Below are 18,587 nucleotides of genomic sequence, written 5' to 3'. Positions count from 1 at the left end.
CTTACTACATTACCTACGGCTCTGGCAGGCGCCGTCTGTAACCCTTTGTGAAACACTTTCTACACAATATTCGCTAATGCTCACGGGACGAAATACGAAAAACCTATCGACCCGCAAAAAAACCTCGATTTACTCACTACGGCCGCGGTAACCCCAAGCCAGCATGTATTGCTCGCGGGAACTGCCACGGGAAGAGTCCGGCTTGATCATCTGGACCTTGTCGAATTTCTGACGAGCGTCCTTCACGTAAGCATCAAACCCTTCGCCCTGAAACACCTTGATCACGAAATTACCACCCGGCTTGAGTATCCGAGCAGCCAGATCAAGAGCCAGCTCACATAGAAACATGGCTTTTGGCATGTCCACCTCAGGCGTACCACTCATATTGGGGGCCATATCGGAAATCACAAGGTCCACCTGCGAATTACCCACGGCTTCAAGGATCTGAGCGAGCACTTCGTCCTGGGTGAAGTCACCCTGAATGAAAGTCACGTCCGGAATGCCGTCCATTTCCAGGATGTCCGAGGCGATCAGACGCCCCTGACCACCGATCAGCCGACTAGTGACCTGCGACCAGCCGCCGGGCGCCGCACCCAGGTCGACAACGCTCATACCAGGACGGATCAGCTTGTATTTCTCCTGGACCTCCAGAAGCTTGTAACTCGCACGCGAGCGGTAACCATCCTTCTGCGCCTGCTTCACATAGGGATCATTGACATGTCTTTTCAGCCAACCAAGGCTTGTCTTGGAACGCGCCATTGGGCACCTCGATGATAAGGGTCGTGATTAATTGGGCGGATCCACGAACCCTCGGGTAAAATGGCCGCCATTTTACAGAATCCAGACTAAAGGGTCAGATTATGCCGCTCACTCAAGAGCAGAAGAAACAGTACAAATCCATTGGCCACCATCTGAAACCAGTTTTGATTGTGGCTGACAACGGTTTGACTGAAGGTGTGTTAGCCGAACTTGAACGCGCTTTGGCGGATCACGAGCTGATCAAAATCAAGCTCAACATCCTCGATCGCGAATCGCGCCTGGCAGCCATTGCAGAACTCTGCAAGGCCGGCAAAGCCGATCTGGTTCAAGTCATCGGCAAGATGGCACTGATTTACCGCAAGAACTTCAGCGTCAACAAGCAGCTGTCGAACGTCCATCGCTTCAAGTGATGACAAGGGTCAAGGGTGTGCTTCGCGCACCCTCACACTCCATCCCGGCACCGGTTGCATCACCAGCACCAGCCCGGAAAATCCCAGAACAAGATAGCTGAACAGCTGCCAATGCGCCGCCTGCGGCCAGCCGACGTGGACCGCGAAATACATCGCCCCCCCATACAGCGCCATCAGCAGCAGTTGCCCACGAATATCGCGCCATAGACTGGCAAGGCCCTCGGCCTGAATCAGCACCAAAGCCTGAAAAATCAAACACGCTGTGGCAAATCCCACCATCAGCGTATTCAGCATGCCTGCAATTTCGTCGATCAGCAGCGGCGCCAGGCCTATTCGCCCCAGCACCGGCAGCAGACCGATGTGCAACAGCCACAGGCCGCCAACCCACAACATTTGGGCCAGCTGCCAAAGCATGGCGCCCGCACGTAGCGGGCGCCTTCTTTCAGAGGTGGCGAACTTCGACAATCTCATACTCGATAACGCCACCCGGCGTTTTCACGGCGACCACATCACCCTCTTCCTTGGCAATCAAGGCACGAGCCAGTGGCGAGCCCACCGAAATCTTGCCGAGTTTGAAGTCAGCCTCATCCTCACCCACGATGTGGTAAGTGACGCGCTCATCAGTCTCGACGTTGGCGATTTCAACGGTGGTGCCGAAAATCACTTTACCGGTGTGAGGAATGGTCGTGACATCGATGATGACCTGATTCTGAATCCGGCCTTCGATGTCACGAATCCGCGCCTCGACCATACCCTGCTGCTCGCGAGCAGCATGGTATTCGGCGTTTTCCTTCAAGTCACCCAACTCGCGGGCCGTACCGATGTCCTGGCTGAGCTTCGGACGGACGACCTTGGTCAGGTGAGCGTGTTCTTCTTCCAGGGCTTTCGCGCCCTGGACGGTCATTGGGTATTTGATCATGCCTTCAATCCTGCGTGTAGATCCTGCAAGCGGCGCACGGTCTTCTCGGGACCGAACTTCAGCGCTTCGCAGATAGCTTCGCCAGCAGCAATGGTAGTGGTGCAGTAGATCTTGTGCTGCAAGGCATTACGACGAATGGAGTAAGAATCGGCGATCGACTGGCGACCTTCAGTGGTGTTGATGATCAGGGTGACTTCGTCATTCTTGATCATGTCGACCACGTGCGGACGACCCTCGGTCACCTTGTTCACACGACGCACTTTCAGGCCTGCGGCTTCGATCAGCTTGGCAGTGCCGGCAGTGGCGACCACTTCGAAGCCCAAGTTGATCAGATCACGGGCCACGCCTGCAACCAGTGGTTTGTCATCATCACGCACGCTGATGAACGCAGTACCACCAGTCGGCAGCACTTCGCTGGCGCCCATCTGGGCTTTGGCAAAGGCTTCGCCGAAGGTGTCGCCCACGCCCATCACTTCACCAGTGGACTTCATCTCTGGGCCCAGGATCGGATCCACACCAGGGAACTTGGCGAATGGGAACACCGCCTCTTTCACGCTGTAGAAGTTCGGAATGATTTCTTTGGTGAAGCCGATTTCCTTCAGGGTTTTACCGGCCATCACGCGAGCCGCGATCATTGCCAGGGAAACACCGATGCACTTGGACACGAACGGCACGGTACGGGAAGCGCGCGGGTTGACTTCGATGACGTAGATGTCTTCGCCTTGCAGCGCCAACTGAACGTTCATCAGGCCGACAACGCCCAATTCCAGGGCCATTTTCTTGACCTGTTCGCGCATCTCGTCCTGGATATGAGCAGGCAGCGAGTACGGCGGCAGGGAGCATGCGGAGTCACCGGAGTGAACGCCGGCCTGCTCGATGTGCTGCATGATCGCGCCGATCACCACGTCGGTGCCGTCGCAGACCGCATCCACGTCCATTTCGATGGCGCAGTTGAGGAAGTGATCGAGCAGCACCGGGCTGTCGTTGGACACTTTCACCGCATCGCGCAGGTAGCGCTTGAGTTCTTCTTCTTCGTAGACGATTTCCATCGCGCGGCCGCCCAGTACGTAGGACGGACGAACCACCAGCGGGTAACCGATCTTGGCCGCGGCACGAATCGCTTCGTCTTCGCTGCGCACGGTGGCGTTTGGCGGCTGACGCAGGTTCAGACGCTCAACCATTTGCTGGAAGCGCTCACGGTCTTCGGCACGGTCGATGGCGTCAGGGCTGGTGCCGATGATTGGCACGCCGGCTTCTTCCAGGGCACGCGCCAGTTTCAACGGAGTCTGGCCGCCGTACTGGACGATCACGCCTTTCGGCTTCTCGACACGGACGATTTCCAATACGTCTTCCAGGGTCACTGGTTCGAAGTACAGACGATCGGAGGTGTCGTAGTCGGTGGAAACGGTTTCCGGGTTGCAGTTGACCATGATGGTCTCGTAACCATCTTCGCGCAGGGCCAGTGCCGCGTGTACGCAGCAATAGTCGAACTCGATGCCCTGGCCGATACGGTTTGGACCGCCGCCGAGGATCATGATCTTGTCGCGACCCGACGGCGCGGCTTCGCACTCTTCCTCGTACGTCGAGTAGAGGTAAGCGGTGTCGGTGGCGAACTCGGCCGCGCAGGTGTCAACGCGCTTGTAGACCGGGAAGATTTCCAGCTTGTGACGGTGGCGACGCAGAGCCTTCTCGGTCACGCCCAGCAGCTTGGCCAGACGCATGTCGGAGAAACCTTTGCGCTTGAGGCGAAACATCACGTCGTGGTCGATGCTGGCCAGACCCAGGGTCTTGACCTTCTCTTCTTCCTTGATCAGATCTTCGATCTGTACCAGGAACCACGGGTCGATCATGTTCATGCCGAAAATATCTTCGACCGACAGACCGGCGCGGAACGCGTCAGCGACGTACCAGATACGCTCAGCACCAGGCACGGTCAGTTCGCGCTTGAGGATGCTCATGCTTTCCGGGTTGCTCAGGTCGAGCTTCTCGTCCAGGCCGCAAACGCCCACTTCCAGACCGCGCAGGGCTTTCTGCAGGGATTCCTGGAAGGTCCGGCCGATGGCCATGACTTCACCGACCGACTTCATTTGAGTGGTCAGGCGCGCGTCGGCTTTCGGGAATTTCTCGAAGGCAAAGCGTGGCAGCTTGGTGACTACGTAGTCGATGGACGGCTCGAAGGACGCCGGGGTCTTGCCACCGGTGATGTCGTTCGACAGCTCGTCGAGGGTGTAACCGACGGCCAGTTTTGCCGCGACCTTGGCGATCGGGAAACCGGTGGCTTTCGAGGCCAGGGCCGAGGAACGGGATACCCGCGGGTTCATCTCGATGACGACCATGCGGCCAGTGTCCGGGCAGATACCGAACTGGACGTTGGAACCGCCGGTTTCCACGCCGATCTCGCGCAATACCGCCAGGGAGGCGTTACGCAGGATCTGGTATTCCTTGTCAGTCAGGGTCTGTGCTGGCGCAACAGTGATCGAGTCACCGGTGTGCACGCCCATCGGGTCGAAGTTTTCGATGGAGCAGACGATGATGCAGTTGTCCTTCTTATCGCGGACAACCTCCATCTCGTATTCTTTCCAGCCGATCAGCGATTCGTCGATCAGCAGCTCTTTGGTCGGCGACAAGTCCAGACCGCGGGCGCAGATTTCTTCGAACTCTTCACGGTTGTAAGCGATACCGCCACCGGTGCCGCCCATGGTGAAGGACGGACGAATGATGCACGGGAAGCCGAGACGCTCGAGGACCGCGTTGGCCTCTTCCATGCTGTGGGCGATACCCGAACGCGGGCAGTCCAGACCGATGGATTTCATCGCCTTGTCGAAGCGCGAACGGTCTTCGGCCTTGTCGATGGTGTCAGCGTTGGCGCCGATCATTTCTACGCCGAACTTCTCCAGAACGCCTTCGCGCTCCAGGTCCAGTGCGCAGTTCAGAGCGGTCTGGCCACCCATGGTCGGCAGCAGCGCGTCCGGACGCTCTTTCTCGATGATCTTGGCAACGGTCTGCCACTTGATCGGTTCGATGTAGGTGGCGTCGGCCATGGCCGGGTCGGTCATGATGGTGGCCGGGTTGGAGTTCACCAGGATGACGCGGTAACCCTCCTCGCGCAGGGCTTTACAGGCCTGGGCGCCGGAGTAGTCGAATTCGCAGGCCTGGCCGATCACGATCGGGCCAGCGCCGAGAATCAGGATGCTTTTAATGTCTGTACGTTTTGGCATGGGTTGTCACTCAAATCCGCAGGTCAGTCGGCAAGCCGTCTTGTTCAATCTCTGAAGCCTTGAGGGGGTCACCGGTTTCGGGACCGCCCTCAGGCTTCGCTACATCAGGGCGAGCGATTAGCGTCGCTTGGCCATTTCGTTGATGAAGCGATCAAACAGTGGCGCTACGTCGTTCGGGCCAGGGCTGGCTTCAGGGTGACCCTGGAAGCTGAAGGCGCTCTTGTCGGTACGCTCGATGCCTTGCAGGGTGCCGTCGAACAGCGATTTGTGGATCGCCCGAACGTTGCCTGGCAGGGTCGCTTCGTCTACCGCAAAACCGTGGTTCTGGCTGGTGATCATCACCACACCGCTGTCCAGATCCTGGACCGGGTGGTTGGCACCGTGGTGGCCATGACCCATTTTCAGGGTCTTGGCGCCGGAGGCCAGAGCCAGCAGTTGGTGACCGAGGCAGATGCCGAACACCGGAATCTCGGTTTCCAGCACGTCCTTGATCGCCTGGATCGCGTAGTCGCATGGCTCAGGGTCGCCCGGGCCGTTGGACAGGAACACGCCGTCCGGCTTCAACGCCAGCGCTTCAGCGGCCGGAGTCTGTGCAGGCACCACGGTCACGCGGCAACCGCGCTCGACCAGCATGCGCAGAATGTTCAGCTTGACGCCGTAGTCGTAGGCCACCACGTGGTATGGCAGCTCGGAGGCTTCCAGAGTCGCGTGGCTGTCGGTTTTCAGATCCCAGACAGTCGAGCGCCACTCGTACTTCTCTTTGGTGCTGACGACTTTCGCCAGGTCCATGCCTTTAAGACCAGGGAAACCCTGAGCGGCGGCGATGGCGGCTTCTTCGGAAATGTTGTCACCGGCCATGATGCAGCCGTTCTGAGCGCCTTTCTCACGCAGGATGCGTGTGAGGCGGCGGGTGTCGATACCGGCGATAGCCACCACATTGTTGGCTTTCAGGTAGTCGGACAGGGACATCGTGTTGCGCCAGTTGCTCGCAACCAGTGGCAGGTCACGGATGACCAGGCCAGCGGACCAGACGCGGTCGGACTCGGCGTCTTCCGGCGTGGTGCCGGTATTGCCGATGTGCGGGTACGTCAGGGTAACGATCTGTTGGGCGTAGGAAGGATCGGTAAGGATTTCCTGATAGCCGGTCATTGCGGTGTTGAACACCACCTCACCAACGGTTTGACCGTCGGCTCCAATGGCTTCGCCGCGAAAAATGCTGCCATCAGCAAGGGCGAGTATGGCTGGCTTAGTCAAGAAGACCTCCCGTAAATAAAGCCTGAAAGGGCGATCGCAGGTTGTAAAAAAGCGGAGTGACGTATGGACACGTCACCCCGCTTCTTCACCGAATTATTCTGCGCGCTTTTAGTGGACACACTAAAGCTGTAGCTTACAGAAAAAGGCATTTTTGGTCTACCGCCAATGAGCCCTAAAGGCCGGAGAATGCGACAGGACGTCGCTTGGCGGAACAAAACCGGGCCCAAACGCTGAGTTTGAACCCGATTTCGGGCACATCTTACCGCAGGTCGAGCACGTCTTGCATGTCGTAAAGGCCTGGCTCACGACCATCCAGCCACAAAGCGGCACGTACCGCGCCCTTGGCGAAGGTCATGCGGCTGGATGCCTTGTGCGTGATCTCCAGTCGCTCGCCCTCACAGGCGAACAGCACCGTATGATCACCGACCACATCACCACCGCGAACAGTCGCGAAGCCGATCGTTTCACGCTCACGCACACCGGTGTGACCTTCACGACCATAGATCGCGACCTTCTGCAGATCACGATCCAGCGCACTGGCGATCACTTCACCCATGCGCAGAGCCGTGCCTGAAGGGGCGTCGATCTTGTGCCGATGATGAGCCTCGATGATTTCGATGTCAGCCTCATCGCCCAGCACACGAGCTGCCATATCGAGCAGCTTCAGCGACAGGTTTACACCAACACTGAAATTGGCCGCGAACACAATCGCAATATCCTTGCTCGCCTCGGCCAGCAACTGCTTCTGCGCCGCGTCCAGCCCCGTGGTGCCGATCACCATGGACTTGCCCGCCTTACGGCAGAACTCCAGGTTTTTCAGCATCACTTCCGGGAGCGTGAAGTCGATCAACACATCGAACTCATCGGCCACCGCATCCAGCTTACCGGACAACGGGACACCGATTCGCCCCAGCGATGCCAGCTCACCGGCGTCCACGCCAATCAGCGTGCTGCCGGGGCGCACAATGGCTGCCGTCAGGCCGGTAAGCGGCGCGCGCTGCTGCACCGCCTCGACCAGAATTTTGCCCATGCGCCCGGCAGCGCCCATCACAGCTATACGTCGCATGCCGACTCCTTACAAATCGCCGAAGAAGCGCTTCACGCCTTCGAACCAACCAGTGGTTTTCGGCGAATGGCTGTTGTCATCCGCCAGGGAGCTGCGGAACTCTTCCAGCAATTCGCGCTGACGACGCCCCAGGTTGACCGGGGTTTCGACCGCCACGCGACACATCAGGTCGCCAGCACCGCCGCCGCGAACCGGCGCAACACCTTTGCCGCGAACACGGAACTGCTTACCGGTCTGAGTCCCTTCAGGGATCTTCAGCTTGACTCGACCATCGAGGGTCGGAATCTCCAGCTCGCCGCCCAGCGCTGCATCGACGAAGCTGATTGGCACTTCGCAGAACAGGTGCTTGCCGTCCCGCTGGAAGATCGCGTGCTCGCGCACATTGATCACCACGTACAGGTCGCCGGTCGGACCACCCTGTGCGCCCGCCTCGCCTTCGCCCGACAAGCGAATACGGTCACCGGTATCGACACCGGCCGGCACTTTCACCGACAGGGTCTTGTACTCTTCGACACGACCTTCGCCGTGGCAGGAATCGCACGGATCGGAAATGATCTTGCCCTGGCCATGGCAGCGCGGGCAGGTCTGCTGCACCGAGAAGAACCCCTGCTGCATGCGCACCTGACCGATACCGCCACACGTCGGGCAAGTGATCGGCGAGGAGCCTTTCTTGGCGCCCGAGCCATCGCACGGCTTGCAGTTGACCAGTGTCGGAACGCGGATATTCACGGTCGTGCCGCGCACCGCTTCTTCCAGGTTCAGCTCCAGGGTGTAACGCAGGTCGCTGCCGCGCTGAGCACCGCCACGGGAACCGCCGCGACCGCCACCGAAGAAGTCACTGAAGACATCGCCAAAGATATCGGAGAAGTTCTGACCGCCAAACCCGGCACCGCCGCCCCCCATGCTCGGGTCGACACCGGCATGACCGTATTGGTCATAGGCCGCGCGCTTGCTGGAATCGGACAGTACTTCGTAGGCCTCGTTGGCCTCCTTGAACATATCTTCCGACGCTTTGTCATCGGGATTACGGTCCGGGTGGTGCTTCATCGCCAGGCGACGGTAGGCCTTTTTCAGGTCCGCTTCGCTTGAACCACGCTCAACACCCAATACTTCGTAATAGTCACGCTTTGCCATAAGTCTTTGCACTCTTAAGGACGTTCGGCAAACCTCTCCTGAGCCTCGCCAAACTCGTTGAGCCCCAATACAGGCCCGGACCCAACTCACGTCAATTCAACGATCCTGGTCTTTGATTCGATGCGGTATCTGTGAGCCGGAAAGCAGGAGCATCCCCGACCGTACCGCCAGCATTCGAGCGTTGTCGCATGCTGTAAAAATTCGCTTACTCCAGACACGCCAACGCGGGAGCAAGCTCCCGCGCGGCGACATCCTACCAGTCACCGCCTGAAGGCAGTCAACCGGGCGACCAACAACTTACTTGTGGTCTTTGACTTCTTCGAACTCTGCATCGACAACGTCGTCAGCCTTTTCAGCTTTTTCGTCGTGCGGCGCCGCGCCTTCAGCTGGCTGAGCCTGATCAGCGTACATTTTCTGAGCCACTGGCGCGGAGACCTTGGACAGCTCTTCAACCTTGGCTTCAATAGCGGCCTTGTCGTCGCCTTTGATGGCGGTTTCCAGGGCAACTACAGCGGCTTCGATTGCAGTCTTCTCTTCAGCGCTCACTTTATCGCCAGCATCAGCGACCATTTTGCGCGTCGAGTGGACCAGGGCATCACCTTGGTTACGGGCACTGGCCAGCTCTTCGAACTTGCGGTCTTCTTCAGCGTTAACTTCAGCATCGCGAACCATCTGCTGAATTTCTTCCTCGGACAGACCGGAGTTGGCCTTGATCACGATCGACTGAGTCTTGCCGGTAGCCTTGTCTTTCGCGCCGACGTGCAGGATGCCGTTGGCGTCGATGTCGAAGGTCACTTCGATTTGTGGCACGCCACGTGGTGCTGGTGGAATCTCGGCCAGGTCGAACTTGCCCAAGGACTTGTTCTGTGCGGCTTGCTTACGCTCACCTTGCAGTACGTGAATGGTCACTGCGCCCTGGTTGTCGTCGGCAGTCGAGAACACTTGCGATTTCTTGGTAGGAATCGTGGTGTTTTTCTCGATCAGCGCGGTCATTACGCCGCCCATGGTTTCGATACCCAGGGTCAGCGGGCTGACGTCGAGCAGCAGAACGTCTTTCACGTCACCAGCCAATACCGCGCCCTGGATAGCAGCACCCATGGCAACAGCTTCGTCAGGGTTGACGTCTTTACGTGCTTCTTTACCGAAGAAATCGGTCACCAGCTTCTGAACCAGTGGCATACGGGTCTGACCGCCGACCAGGATCACGTCGTTGATCGAACCAACGTCGATACCGGCGTCTTTCATGGCGATGCGGCAAGGTTCGATGGTGCGCTGAACCAGGTCTTCAACCAGCGCTTCAAGCTTGGCGCGGGAGATTTTCACGTTCAAGTGCTTAGGACCGGTAGCGTCTGCAGTGATGTACGGCAGGTTCACGTCGGTCGACTGGCTCGAGGACAGTTCGATCTTGGCTTTCTCAGCGGCTTCTTTCAGGCGCTGCATGGCCAGCGGGTCACCCTTGAGGTTCATGCCGCTTTCTTTCTTGAACTCGTCAACGAGGTAGTCGATCAGACGAATGTCAAAGTCTTCACCGCCCAGGAAAGTGTCACCGTTGGTGGCCAACACTTCGAACTGGTGCTCGCCATCGACTTCAGCGATCTCGATTACGGAAACGTCGAAAGTACCGCCGCCCAAGTCGTAAACGATCACGGTGTGATCGCCTTTCGCCTTGTCCATACCGTAGGCCAGTGCGGCTGCGGTTGGTTCGTTGATGATACGTTTTACGTCCAGACCCGCGATGCGGCCGGCGTCTTTGGTGGCTTGACGCTGGCTGTCGTTGAAGTAGGCCGGAACGGTGATCACCGCTTCGGTCACTGGCTCGCCGAGGTAGTCTTCGGCGGTCTTCTTCATTTTCTTCAGAATTTCAGCCGAAATTTGTGGCGGTGCCATTTTCTGGCCGTTCACTTCAACCCAGGCGTCGTTGTTGTCAGCCTTGACGATCTTGTAAGGGACCATCTGGATGTCTTTCTGTACGACTTCTTCGTCGAAACGACGACCGATCAGACGCTTCACCGCGTAAAGGGTGTTATGCGGATTGGTCACTGCCTGACGCTTGGCCGACTGGCCAACCAGAATTTCGCCATCGTTGGCGTAAGCGATGATCGACGGCGTGGTACGCGCGCCTTCAGCGTTTTCAATAACTTTGGCTTTGCCGTTTTCCAGCACGGAGACGCAGGAGTTGGTAGTCCCCAGGTCGATACCGATAATTTTGCCCATGTTCACTCTCCCGAAACTTTGGATTTGGATGCCGCAGTAGTGGTGGCTGACTGCGGTAGCACTTAAACGCTTGACTTCTAAATGGGGGCCTTGCGGCTAATTTCAAGCCTGCTCGTCAATCGAAGGCGAAACCGGTGCAGGTGCCTTGCTGACCACGACCATGGCCGGGCGCAGCAGGCGACCGTGAAGCTGGTAGCCCTTCTGAAACACCTTGAGCACGCTGTTTGGCTCGACGTCGGCGCTTTCCTGCATGGCCATTGCCTGATGATGCGAGGCATTGAAGGGTTCGCCTTCAGGATCGATCGCTTCCAGGTGATAGCGTTTCAGGGTGTCCTGGAACATTTTCAGGGTCAGCTCGATCCCTTCGCGCATCGGACGAATGTTTTCGTCGTCAGGGTTGGATAGCTCCAGACCGCGTTCCAGGCTGTCAATGATCGGCAGCAGGTCGCCAGCGAACTTCTCCAAGGCGAATTTGTGAGCCTTTTCAACGTCCTGCTCGGCACGGCGGCGGACGTTCTGCAGATCGGCGGCTACACGCAAAGCCTGATCCTGCGCACCAGCCAATTGCTCTTCGAGCACTTGTACACGAGCCGCCAGGTCTTCACCCGAAGCCTCGGGGCCCTGGTTGGCGTCTAGATTTTGCGTATCCACTGTCTGTTCGTCAGCCATAGATTTCTCCTTCCAATATCGTCCGCGAGCTCAACTCGCGCTTCTGCCCCGGTATATGGGGCCGCAAAATTCAGCTTCAAGGGCTATTTGATGATTAACCCTACAAAAAACAGCTGCATTGTCATTCCGCATCGCGCTAAGGATTCCCTTCAATCAAGCAAATCGACCTAAGAGGGGGCATTGTCAGCCCGAAACAAAACACTGTATAAATAACCAGACCTAAAGCCTGGGAGCGGCCTTTATGCTGGTGCACCTGTCCGTACACAACTACGCCATCGTTGAACATCTCGATCTCGAACTCGATCGCGGGATGAGCGTGATCACAGGGGAAACCGGTGCCGGCAAGTCGATCATGCTCGACGCCCTGGGCCTGACCCTGGGCGATCGCGCCGACAGTGGCGTGGTTCGCCCGGGCGCCGACAAGGCCGATATCCTGGCCACCTTCGACCTGATCGACATCCCGGAAGCCAGCACCTGGCTGGCCGAGCGCGACCTCGAGAACGATGGCCCGTGCATTCTGCGTCGAGTGATCACCGCTGAAGGGCGCTCGCGCGGCTACATCAACGGCACTCCCTGCCCCCTCGGTGACCTGAAGGCCCTGGGCGAGTTGCTGATCGACATCCACAGCCAGCACGAACACCAATCCCTGCTCAAAACCGATACTCATCGCCGCCTGCTCGACGAATACGCCGGCGCCACGGACCTGGCCCGCCAGGTGCAACTGGCCGCCCAACGCTGGCGCCAGACCCGCCAGGAACTGGAACGCCTCTCCAACTCCGGCGACGAACAGCGCGCCCGTCATCAGTTGCTCAGCTATCAACTCGAAGAACTGGAAAACCTCGGCCTCGGCGAAAATGAGCTGGAGCAACTGGAACAGGAACACAAGAACCTGACCAACGCCGAAACCCTGCTGGGCATTTGCCGGCAAGTGGTCGAACAATGCAGCGAAAGTGATTCAGGCAACGTATTGAATGCACTCACCGCCAGCCTTAACCGCCTGTCGAGCGTGAACAATTCGATCGGCGCCCTGGGTGAAGCCAGCAGCCTGCTGACCAGCGCACAGATTCAGGTTGAAGAAGCCGTGGGCGAGCTGAACCGCTTTCTCGACAATTTCGACGCCGACCCGGCCCGCCTTCAATACCTGGAAGAGCGCCTTGATGCCATCTACACCCTGGCGCGCAAACACCGCATCCAGCCGACCGAGGTCGCCGAGATGCAGCAGAAGCTACTCGATGAAATCGAAACCCTGAATGCCAACGACGAATCCATCGAACGACTAAGCGATGAGCTGGCCTCCTACGCCCGCCATTATCAGGAGAAGGCCCGGGAGCTGAGCGATCTGCGACATCAAGCCTCGAGCAGCCTGGCCAGCGCCGTGGAACAGGAAATCCAGCGTTTGGGCATGCCCGGCGGCCGCTTCACCATCGAACTGCGCCCCAACAGCAGCGACGAACTGCTGCCCAATGGGCTCGAACAGGTAGAACTGCTGGTGAGCGCCAACCCGGGGCAACCGTTGAAAGCCCTGGCAAAAGTAGCATCGGGGGGCGAGCTCTCGCGCATCAGCCTGGCGATTCAGGTGATCACTGCACAGACCTCCCGCGTACCGACACTGGTGTTCGACGAAGTGGACGTGGGTATTGGCGGCCCGACCGCCGAGATTGTCGGCCAGTTGCTGCGACGCCTCGGGGAGCGCGGGCAGGTTCTGACCGTGACTCACTTGCCGCAAGTGGCGGCGCAGGGGCATCAACATCTATTTGTACACAAGGTTCGCGGTGAAGACGCCACGCATACGGCCGTCTCCAAACTGAGCAAGATCGACCGTGTTGAAGAAGTGGCACGAATGCTCGGCGGCATCGATCTCACCAAGGAATCACTGGCTCACGCGAAAAAAATGGTCGTTACCGCGAAAATTTGAGAACAGCAGAAAGCACGAAGGCGACCCTGGGGTCGCCTTCGTTCGTTTCGCGAACCTGAAGTTCGCGCGACATGCTTACTTTTTCTTGCGTACGTACAGCACAAGATTGTGATCAACCATCTCGAAGCCATACTTGTCGACGATTGCTTTCTGCAGCCGCTCGATTTCTTCGTCGAAGAATTCGATCACTTCACTGGTCTCGACGTTGACCATATGGTCGTGATGCTTGCCGTCGTCCAGCTCGAAGACCGCATGGCCTCCGTCGAAGTTGTGCCGCACCACAAGGCCAGCTGCCTCGAACTGAGTCAGAACACGGTAAACCGTGGCCAGACCGACGTCCTCACCAGCCTCCATCAGCGCCTTGTAGACATCCTCGGCACTCATGTGGCGTTGCTCGGCGGAATCGAGCATTTGCAGAATTTTGACCCGTGGAAGGGTCACTTTGAGGCCGGCTTTGCGTAGTTCGCTATTTTCAACCATGGTCAGCTTTCTCGCGATGCTGCTTCGCAGCTTCTCTTAATGCGGGTATGATCGGCGTTTACGTTGTCCCAGCCAAGATAGTGGAAGTCGCCCACCGATGCAAAACACCAAGCTCTTGCTAACCAGTTTCACCTTTGTGGGACTGCTCGCACTCGCCGGTTGTTCATTCCCCGGGGTTTACAAAATCGACATCCAGCAGGGCAATGTCGTCACGCAGGACATGATAGACCAGTTACGCCCGGGAATGACCCGCCGGCAAGTACGGTTTATCATGGGTAACCCTCTGCTGACCGACACGTTCCATGCCGATCGCTGGGATTATCTCTACAGCCTGCAACCGGGTGGCGGTGAACGCCAACAGGAACGCATTAGCGTTATCTTCAACCCAAATGATCAACTTGTCAGCCTCTCTGGCGATTTCATGCCGGGCGTGAGCCGCGACGAAGCCATTCTCGGCAAGGACAGTGGTACCACCGTGACCGCGCCAGCAGAAAACGCCGAGAAGCCGAAGCCAGAAAAACCGGTCAAGCCAGGTTCGCTGCTGGACCAGATCCAGAAGGACGTGGACAACGTAGAAACCGTTCCAGTCCCGACGCCAGAACCGCTGGAAACCTCGCCGCAATAATTTGCGACGCAATAAAAAACCCGGCATGTCCGGGTTTTTTATCGTCTGGCGTTTAACCGGATCACTGATTCCGGGCTTTGGCCTCGGCTGCTTTGGCTGCACGCAACCGGCGAACCTCTTTCGGATCGGCAAGCAACGGCCGGTAAACCTCGATGCGATCCCCCGTCTGAACCGAACGAATGGCCGGCTCCGCAACCACTTTGCCAAAAATTCCAACCGGGCAACTGGCCAGATCCAGCTCAGGGAATTCGCCGCTCAAGCCGGACTTGAACAACGCATCCCGTACGGTTGCACCCATCGGCACGGTTACGGTCAGCAACACCTGACGATCAACGGCGGCATACACCACCTCGACCGTGATCACAGCCTCAACCATGCTTCTGTTTCGCACGCTGGCAAAACGCGTCCATCAGCGTATTCGCCGCCTGATTGAACAAAGGCCCCAACGTCGCACGCACCAGCGGCCCCGAATAGTCGAACGACAAGTCCAGACTGATCTTGCAGGCCTTCTCGCCCAACGGCTTAAACACCCAGATGCCATGCAACTGGCTGAACGGACCTTCTTCGAGGTTCATCTCGATCGAATGCCCGGGCACCAGGGTATTACGCGTCACGAAATGCTGACTAAGGCCGCCCTTGGCCACGCCGACGCTGGCACGCATAAGCTCAGGAGTGCTTTCCAGGACTTCGGCCGACGAGCACCACGGCAGGAATTCCGGATAGCGAGCCACATCGTTGACCAGGTCATACAGCGCTTGTGCCGGATACGGCAGCAGGGCCGAACGTTGAATGTGTGTCGTCATGTCAGCGTCACTTCCACAGCTGGGCGGCAAACACTACAAGAATGCCGATGGGCGCCACATAGCGCATCAAGAACAGGGACAGGGCGAACAGCACCGGACGGCGGATCGACAATTCGTCGCGCACCGCTTCACGCCCCATCACCCAGCCCGCAAACACCACGAAACACAAACCACCGAGTGGCAACATGATCCGCGAGGTGAAGAAATCGATCACACCGAAGAAGTCCAGGCCACCGGCTGCTCCCCATTGATAGAGATGGAAAATCCCGCCTTCGTTCACGAAAAACTTGGCTTCCTTCCAGATATTGAAGGAAAACACGGTGCCCAGACCGACGAACCAGCAGATGAATGCCAGCCAGAAGGTGACCCAGGCGCGGCTGATCTTCGTGCGCTCAACCAGGTAAGCCACCATTGGCTCGAGCAGGGAAATCGCCGAACTCCAGGCCGCGATCGCTACCAGTACGAAAAACACGACGCCCATCAACTGGCCGAACGCTACGTTACCAAAGGCAAATGGCAGGCTGACGAACATCAGGCCAGGGCCTTCGCTCGGGTTCAGGCCGGCAGCGAACACAATCGGAAACAATGCCAGACCGGCCACCAGGGAAACGAAAGTATCGAGCAGCGCCACACCGACAATGGTGCCGGAAATCGACGAGCTCTTCGGCATATAAGCACCGTAGATCATGATCGAACCGACGCCCACGCTCAGGGAGAAAAACGCGTGCCCCATGGCCGGCAGCAAGCCGTCGAGTACTTTTTCCGGGTGGAAGTCGAACATGAAATGCACGCCCTCCATGAAGTGGCCGGTGGTCATGCTGTAGCCCAGCAGAACAATCACCATCACGAACAGCAGCGGCATCATGATCCGCAGGCTGCGCTCCAGCCCGGCGACCACGCCCTTGGCGATCACCACGGCAGAGAGGAGCATGAAAATCGTGTGCCAAAGTGTCAGGCGCCATGGGTCGGCGATCACGTTGCCGAAGTATGCACCGACCTGATCAGGTGTCGCTCCCTGGAAGTCGCCACGCCCCATGTCGATGATGTAATCCAGCGACCAGCCACCGACCACACTATAGAAAGACAGAATCAGCAGCGCCGTGATCATCCCGGCAAACGCGCCCCAGGACCACTTCGCCGAATGCCCCGCTTCCAGCGCCAGGACCTTCAAGGCATTGGCCGGGCTCTGCCGTGCGCGCCGGCCGATCAGGGTTTCGGCCAGCATCACGGGCACACCGATCAGCGCGATACAGGCCAGGAACATCAGCACGAAGGCTCCGCCACCGTAGACGCCGACCATGTAAGGGAATTTCCAGATACTACCCAGCCCCACGGCCGAACCGGTCGCGGCGAGTATGAAGACCCAGCGGCTAGCCCAACTGCCGTGGACAGAAACCTTGTCTGTCGACATCGTTATCACGCCCAAGCGTTCAAAAAAGAGGCCGCATTGTCCGGGATTCAATCAACCTGCTCAAGCACGTAGCTTCACCGTAGCCGACAGCGGTGTAACTCCATATAATGCCGCCCCTATGGCTAAACAGAAGAAACACCCAACAGGGACCATCGCGCAGAACAAAAAGGCGCGACACGATTACTTCATCGAGCATAAGTTCGAGGCTGGTCTGGTCCTGGCCGGCTGGGAAGTAAAAAGTTTGCGGGCGAGCAAGCTACAACTGGTTGACAGTTACGTGCTGCTCAAAGATGGCGAAGCCTGGCTGCTCGGCAGCCACATTACGCCGCTGATGACTGCCAGCACCCACGTCATCGCCGATCCGACCCGCACCCGAAAATTGCTGCTCAATCGGCGCGAGCTGGAAAAGCTGGCTGCTGCCGTGCAGCAAAAAGGTTATGCCTGCGTATGCCTGTCCTGGTACTGGAGCAAGCACATGGTCAAGTGCGAGATCGCTCTGGGCAAGGGCAAGAAGGAATACGACAAGCGTGATACCGAACGCGAGCGCGACGCCGGTCGTGAATTGCAGCGTGCGGTGCGTAACAAGGGCAAGGAAGATTAATTCTTTACCTTGAGATCGCTTTCGCGGGCAAGCCTCGCTCCTACACTGGACCACGCGCTCCTGTAGGAGCGAGGCTTGCCCGCGAATGATTCACCGCAGACACCCACCTGGCTACATCCCCTTGCGCCGCTCCGCCCGAGCCACGCGCTGCACTTCCTGACGCACCTCTTCCAGCACTTCCTGCACATACAAAATGTGCCGACTGGAAACCTCCCGCGCCTGCTCTGCCCTTCCTTCGATAATCGCCAGATACAATTCTCTGTGCTGCGCGATCAGCATGTCGCGGGTTTCGGAGCGCTGTTTGTACATGCCGCCGATGTTGGTCACAACGTTGCGTTTGAGCAGGTCGAACAGACCTCGAATGGTGTGTAGCAACACTGCGTTATGACTGGCCTCGGCGATCGCCAAATGGAATTTCGCATCCGCCGCGCCCTCTTCCGCCCGACCCACTTCGTCATGACGCGAATAGCAGTCTTGCAACTCGTCGAACGCCGCCGTCAGCCGCTCGCGATCCACGTCCGTGGCGCGCAATGCCGCGTAGTAAGCACAAGAGGCTTCCAGCGTATGACGAAACTCCAGCAAATCGCGCTGGGCCTCGGGATTGCTTTCCAGCAGATGCAACAGCGGATCGCTGAACGTCGAGCCCAGGGATTCCACCACATAGTTACCGCCGCCCTGACGGCTGACCAGCAACCCTTTGGCGGCCAGTTTCTGAATCGCTTCACGCAACGAAGGGCGTGACACGCCGAACTGCTCGGCCAACGCACGCTCCGCCGGCAGGCGCTCGCCGGCCTTCAATGTGCCCTCGAGAATCATCCCTTCGAGCTGCTCGACAATATCGTCAGACAAACGGCGCTGCCGAATCTGATCAAACCCCATTACTCAATTCTCCACGATCCCGGCGGCTCGCCGGGCTCTCTATTCTGGCCTATCGGCGCCACACCAGCACCTACCAGACGACGTTTGATCGAACAGATCAGATGCGTTCTGCACCGCTCATTCGACAAAAGTTTTAGGGCGGCAAATTGACACACCGCCTACAAGGCTTTTACTCTAGCCAACAGCGATTGTAAATTGGTATTACCAATTATCCAAGAACGCTGACCAGT

The 18,587-nt window shown here is 58.1% G+C and carries 18 protein-coding genes; 4 read left to right on the top strand and 14 right to left on the bottom strand.

Going from position 1 to position 18,587, the window contains the following annotated elements:
- Positions 1-129 precede the first annotated feature (129 nt).
- Positions 130-759 (bottom strand): 23S rRNA (uridine(2552)-2'-O)-methyltransferase RlmE, encoded by a 630-nt coding sequence (gene rlmE / locus AB7M22_RS00345; protein WP_454184863.1) that lies wholly within the window; start codon positions 757-759, stop codon positions 130-132.
- 101 nt (positions 760-860) lie between these two features.
- Here rlmE and AB7M22_RS00340 point away from each other — a divergent pair, with 101 nt between their 5' ends.
- Complete coding sequence (locus AB7M22_RS00340) at positions 861-1,169, top strand: YhbY family RNA-binding protein (RefSeq protein WP_007900503.1); 309 nt, start codon at positions 861-863, stop codon at positions 1,167-1,169.
- Between the two features lie 9 nt (positions 1,170-1,178).
- On the opposite strand, the gene AB7M22_RS00335 is transcribed toward AB7M22_RS00340, so the two are convergent.
- The 8 genes from AB7M22_RS00335 to grpE form a co-directional block, all read right to left on the bottom strand.
- Entirely contained in the window at positions 1,179-1,583 is a 405-nt protein-coding gene (locus tag AB7M22_RS00335) for an MFS transporter (RefSeq protein ID WP_454188742.1), read from the bottom strand.
- A 28-nt stretch (positions 1,584-1,611) separates the two neighbouring features.
- A complete protein-coding gene (greA, locus tag AB7M22_RS00330) occupies positions 1,612-2,088 on the bottom strand; it encodes a transcription elongation factor GreA (RefSeq protein WP_007942892.1) in 477 nt (158 codons plus the stop codon).
- Positions 2,085-5,306: a carbamoyl-phosphate synthase large subunit gene (gene carB, locus AB7M22_RS00325; RefSeq protein ID WP_454184862.1), complete on the bottom strand. Its 3,222-nt coding sequence runs from the start codon at positions 5,304-5,306 to the stop codon at positions 2,085-2,087. Before carB ends, greA begins: the two co-directional genes overlap by 4 nt.
- A 117-nt stretch (positions 5,307-5,423) precedes the next feature.
- Positions 5,424-6,560: a glutamine-hydrolyzing carbamoyl-phosphate synthase small subunit gene (gene carA, locus AB7M22_RS00320; RefSeq protein WP_008005476.1), complete on the bottom strand. Its 1,137-nt coding sequence runs from the start codon at positions 6,558-6,560 to the stop codon at positions 5,424-5,426.
- 259 nt (positions 6,561-6,819) lie between these two features.
- Positions 6,820-7,626, bottom strand: coding sequence for a 4-hydroxy-tetrahydrodipicolinate reductase (gene dapB, locus AB7M22_RS00315; protein WP_454184861.1), 807 nt, complete (start codon positions 7,624-7,626; stop codon positions 6,820-6,822).
- 9 nt (positions 7,627-7,635) lie between these two features.
- On the bottom strand, positions 7,636-8,760 hold the full coding sequence (gene dnaJ, locus AB7M22_RS00310) for a molecular chaperone DnaJ (RefSeq protein WP_095055180.1): 1,125 nt from the start codon (positions 8,758-8,760) through the stop codon (positions 7,636-7,638).
- Between the two features lie 297 nt (positions 8,761-9,057).
- Positions 9,058-10,974 carry a molecular chaperone DnaK gene (gene dnaK / locus AB7M22_RS00305; protein ID WP_007900530.1) on the bottom strand — a complete coding sequence of 639 codons (1,917 nt, stop codon included), beginning with the start codon at positions 10,972-10,974 and terminating at the stop codon, positions 9,058-9,060.
- Between the two features lie 102 nt (positions 10,975-11,076).
- Complete coding sequence (gene grpE, locus AB7M22_RS00300; RefSeq protein WP_007900531.1) at positions 11,077-11,643, bottom strand: nucleotide exchange factor GrpE; 567 nt, start codon at positions 11,641-11,643, stop codon at positions 11,077-11,079.
- Between the two features lie 241 nt (positions 11,644-11,884).
- Here grpE and recN point away from each other — a divergent pair, with 241 nt between their 5' ends.
- Positions 11,885-13,558: a DNA repair protein RecN gene (gene recN, locus AB7M22_RS00295; RefSeq protein WP_454184860.1), complete on the top strand. Its 1,674-nt coding sequence runs from the start codon at positions 11,885-11,887 to the stop codon at positions 13,556-13,558.
- Between the two features lie 75 nt (positions 13,559-13,633).
- On the opposite strand, the gene fur is transcribed toward recN, so the two are convergent.
- Entirely contained in the window at positions 13,634-14,038 is a 405-nt protein-coding gene (fur, locus tag AB7M22_RS00290) for a ferric iron uptake transcriptional regulator (RefSeq protein ID WP_003197684.1), read from the bottom strand.
- A 97-nt stretch (positions 14,039-14,135) separates the two neighbouring features.
- On the opposite strand from fur, the gene AB7M22_RS00285 reads away from it, so the two are divergent.
- Positions 14,136-14,663 carry an outer membrane protein assembly factor BamE gene (locus AB7M22_RS00285; protein WP_008005485.1) on the top strand — a complete coding sequence of 176 codons (528 nt, stop codon included), beginning with the start codon at positions 14,136-14,138 and terminating at the stop codon, positions 14,661-14,663.
- A 61-nt stretch (positions 14,664-14,724) separates the two neighbouring features.
- On the opposite strand, the gene AB7M22_RS00280 is transcribed toward AB7M22_RS00285, so the two are convergent.
- Genes AB7M22_RS00280 through AB7M22_RS00270 form a run of 3 tightly spaced genes read right to left on the bottom strand, consistent with a single transcriptional unit; the run spans position 14,725 to position 16,877 of the window.
- Positions 14,725-15,039, bottom strand: coding sequence for an RnfH family protein (locus AB7M22_RS00280; RefSeq protein WP_454184859.1), 315 nt, complete (start codon positions 15,037-15,039; stop codon positions 14,725-14,727).
- A complete protein-coding gene (locus tag AB7M22_RS00275) occupies positions 15,032-15,466 on the bottom strand; it encodes a type II toxin-antitoxin system RatA family toxin (RefSeq protein WP_007900547.1) in 435 nt (144 codons plus the stop codon). The genes AB7M22_RS00280 and AB7M22_RS00275 overlap by 8 nt, the downstream gene beginning before the upstream one ends.
- 7 nt (positions 15,467-15,473) lie before the next feature.
- Entirely contained in the window at positions 15,474-16,877 is a 1,404-nt protein-coding gene (locus AB7M22_RS00270) for a sodium-dependent transporter (RefSeq protein ID WP_007900550.1), read from the bottom strand.
- Between the two features lie 118 nt (positions 16,878-16,995).
- Between AB7M22_RS00270 and smpB the strand changes: the two genes are divergently transcribed.
- Positions 16,996-17,478: an SsrA-binding protein SmpB gene (gene smpB, locus AB7M22_RS00265; RefSeq protein ID WP_007900551.1), complete on the top strand. Its 483-nt coding sequence runs from the start codon at positions 16,996-16,998 to the stop codon at positions 17,476-17,478.
- A 111-nt stretch (positions 17,479-17,589) separates the two neighbouring features.
- Here the strand turns inward: smpB and AB7M22_RS00260 are convergent, their stop codons facing one another.
- Positions 17,590-18,357, bottom strand: coding sequence for a GntR family transcriptional regulator (locus tag AB7M22_RS00260; protein ID WP_008005491.1), 768 nt, complete (start codon positions 18,355-18,357; stop codon positions 17,590-17,592).
- Positions 18,358-18,587 lie beyond the last annotated feature (230 nt).

It is taken from the genome of Pseudomonas sp. ADAK2 TE3594, from assembly GCF_053628675.1.
The sequence above is the reverse complement of the archived record's forward strand: the minus strand, read 5'-3'. Positions and strand labels throughout refer to the sequence as shown.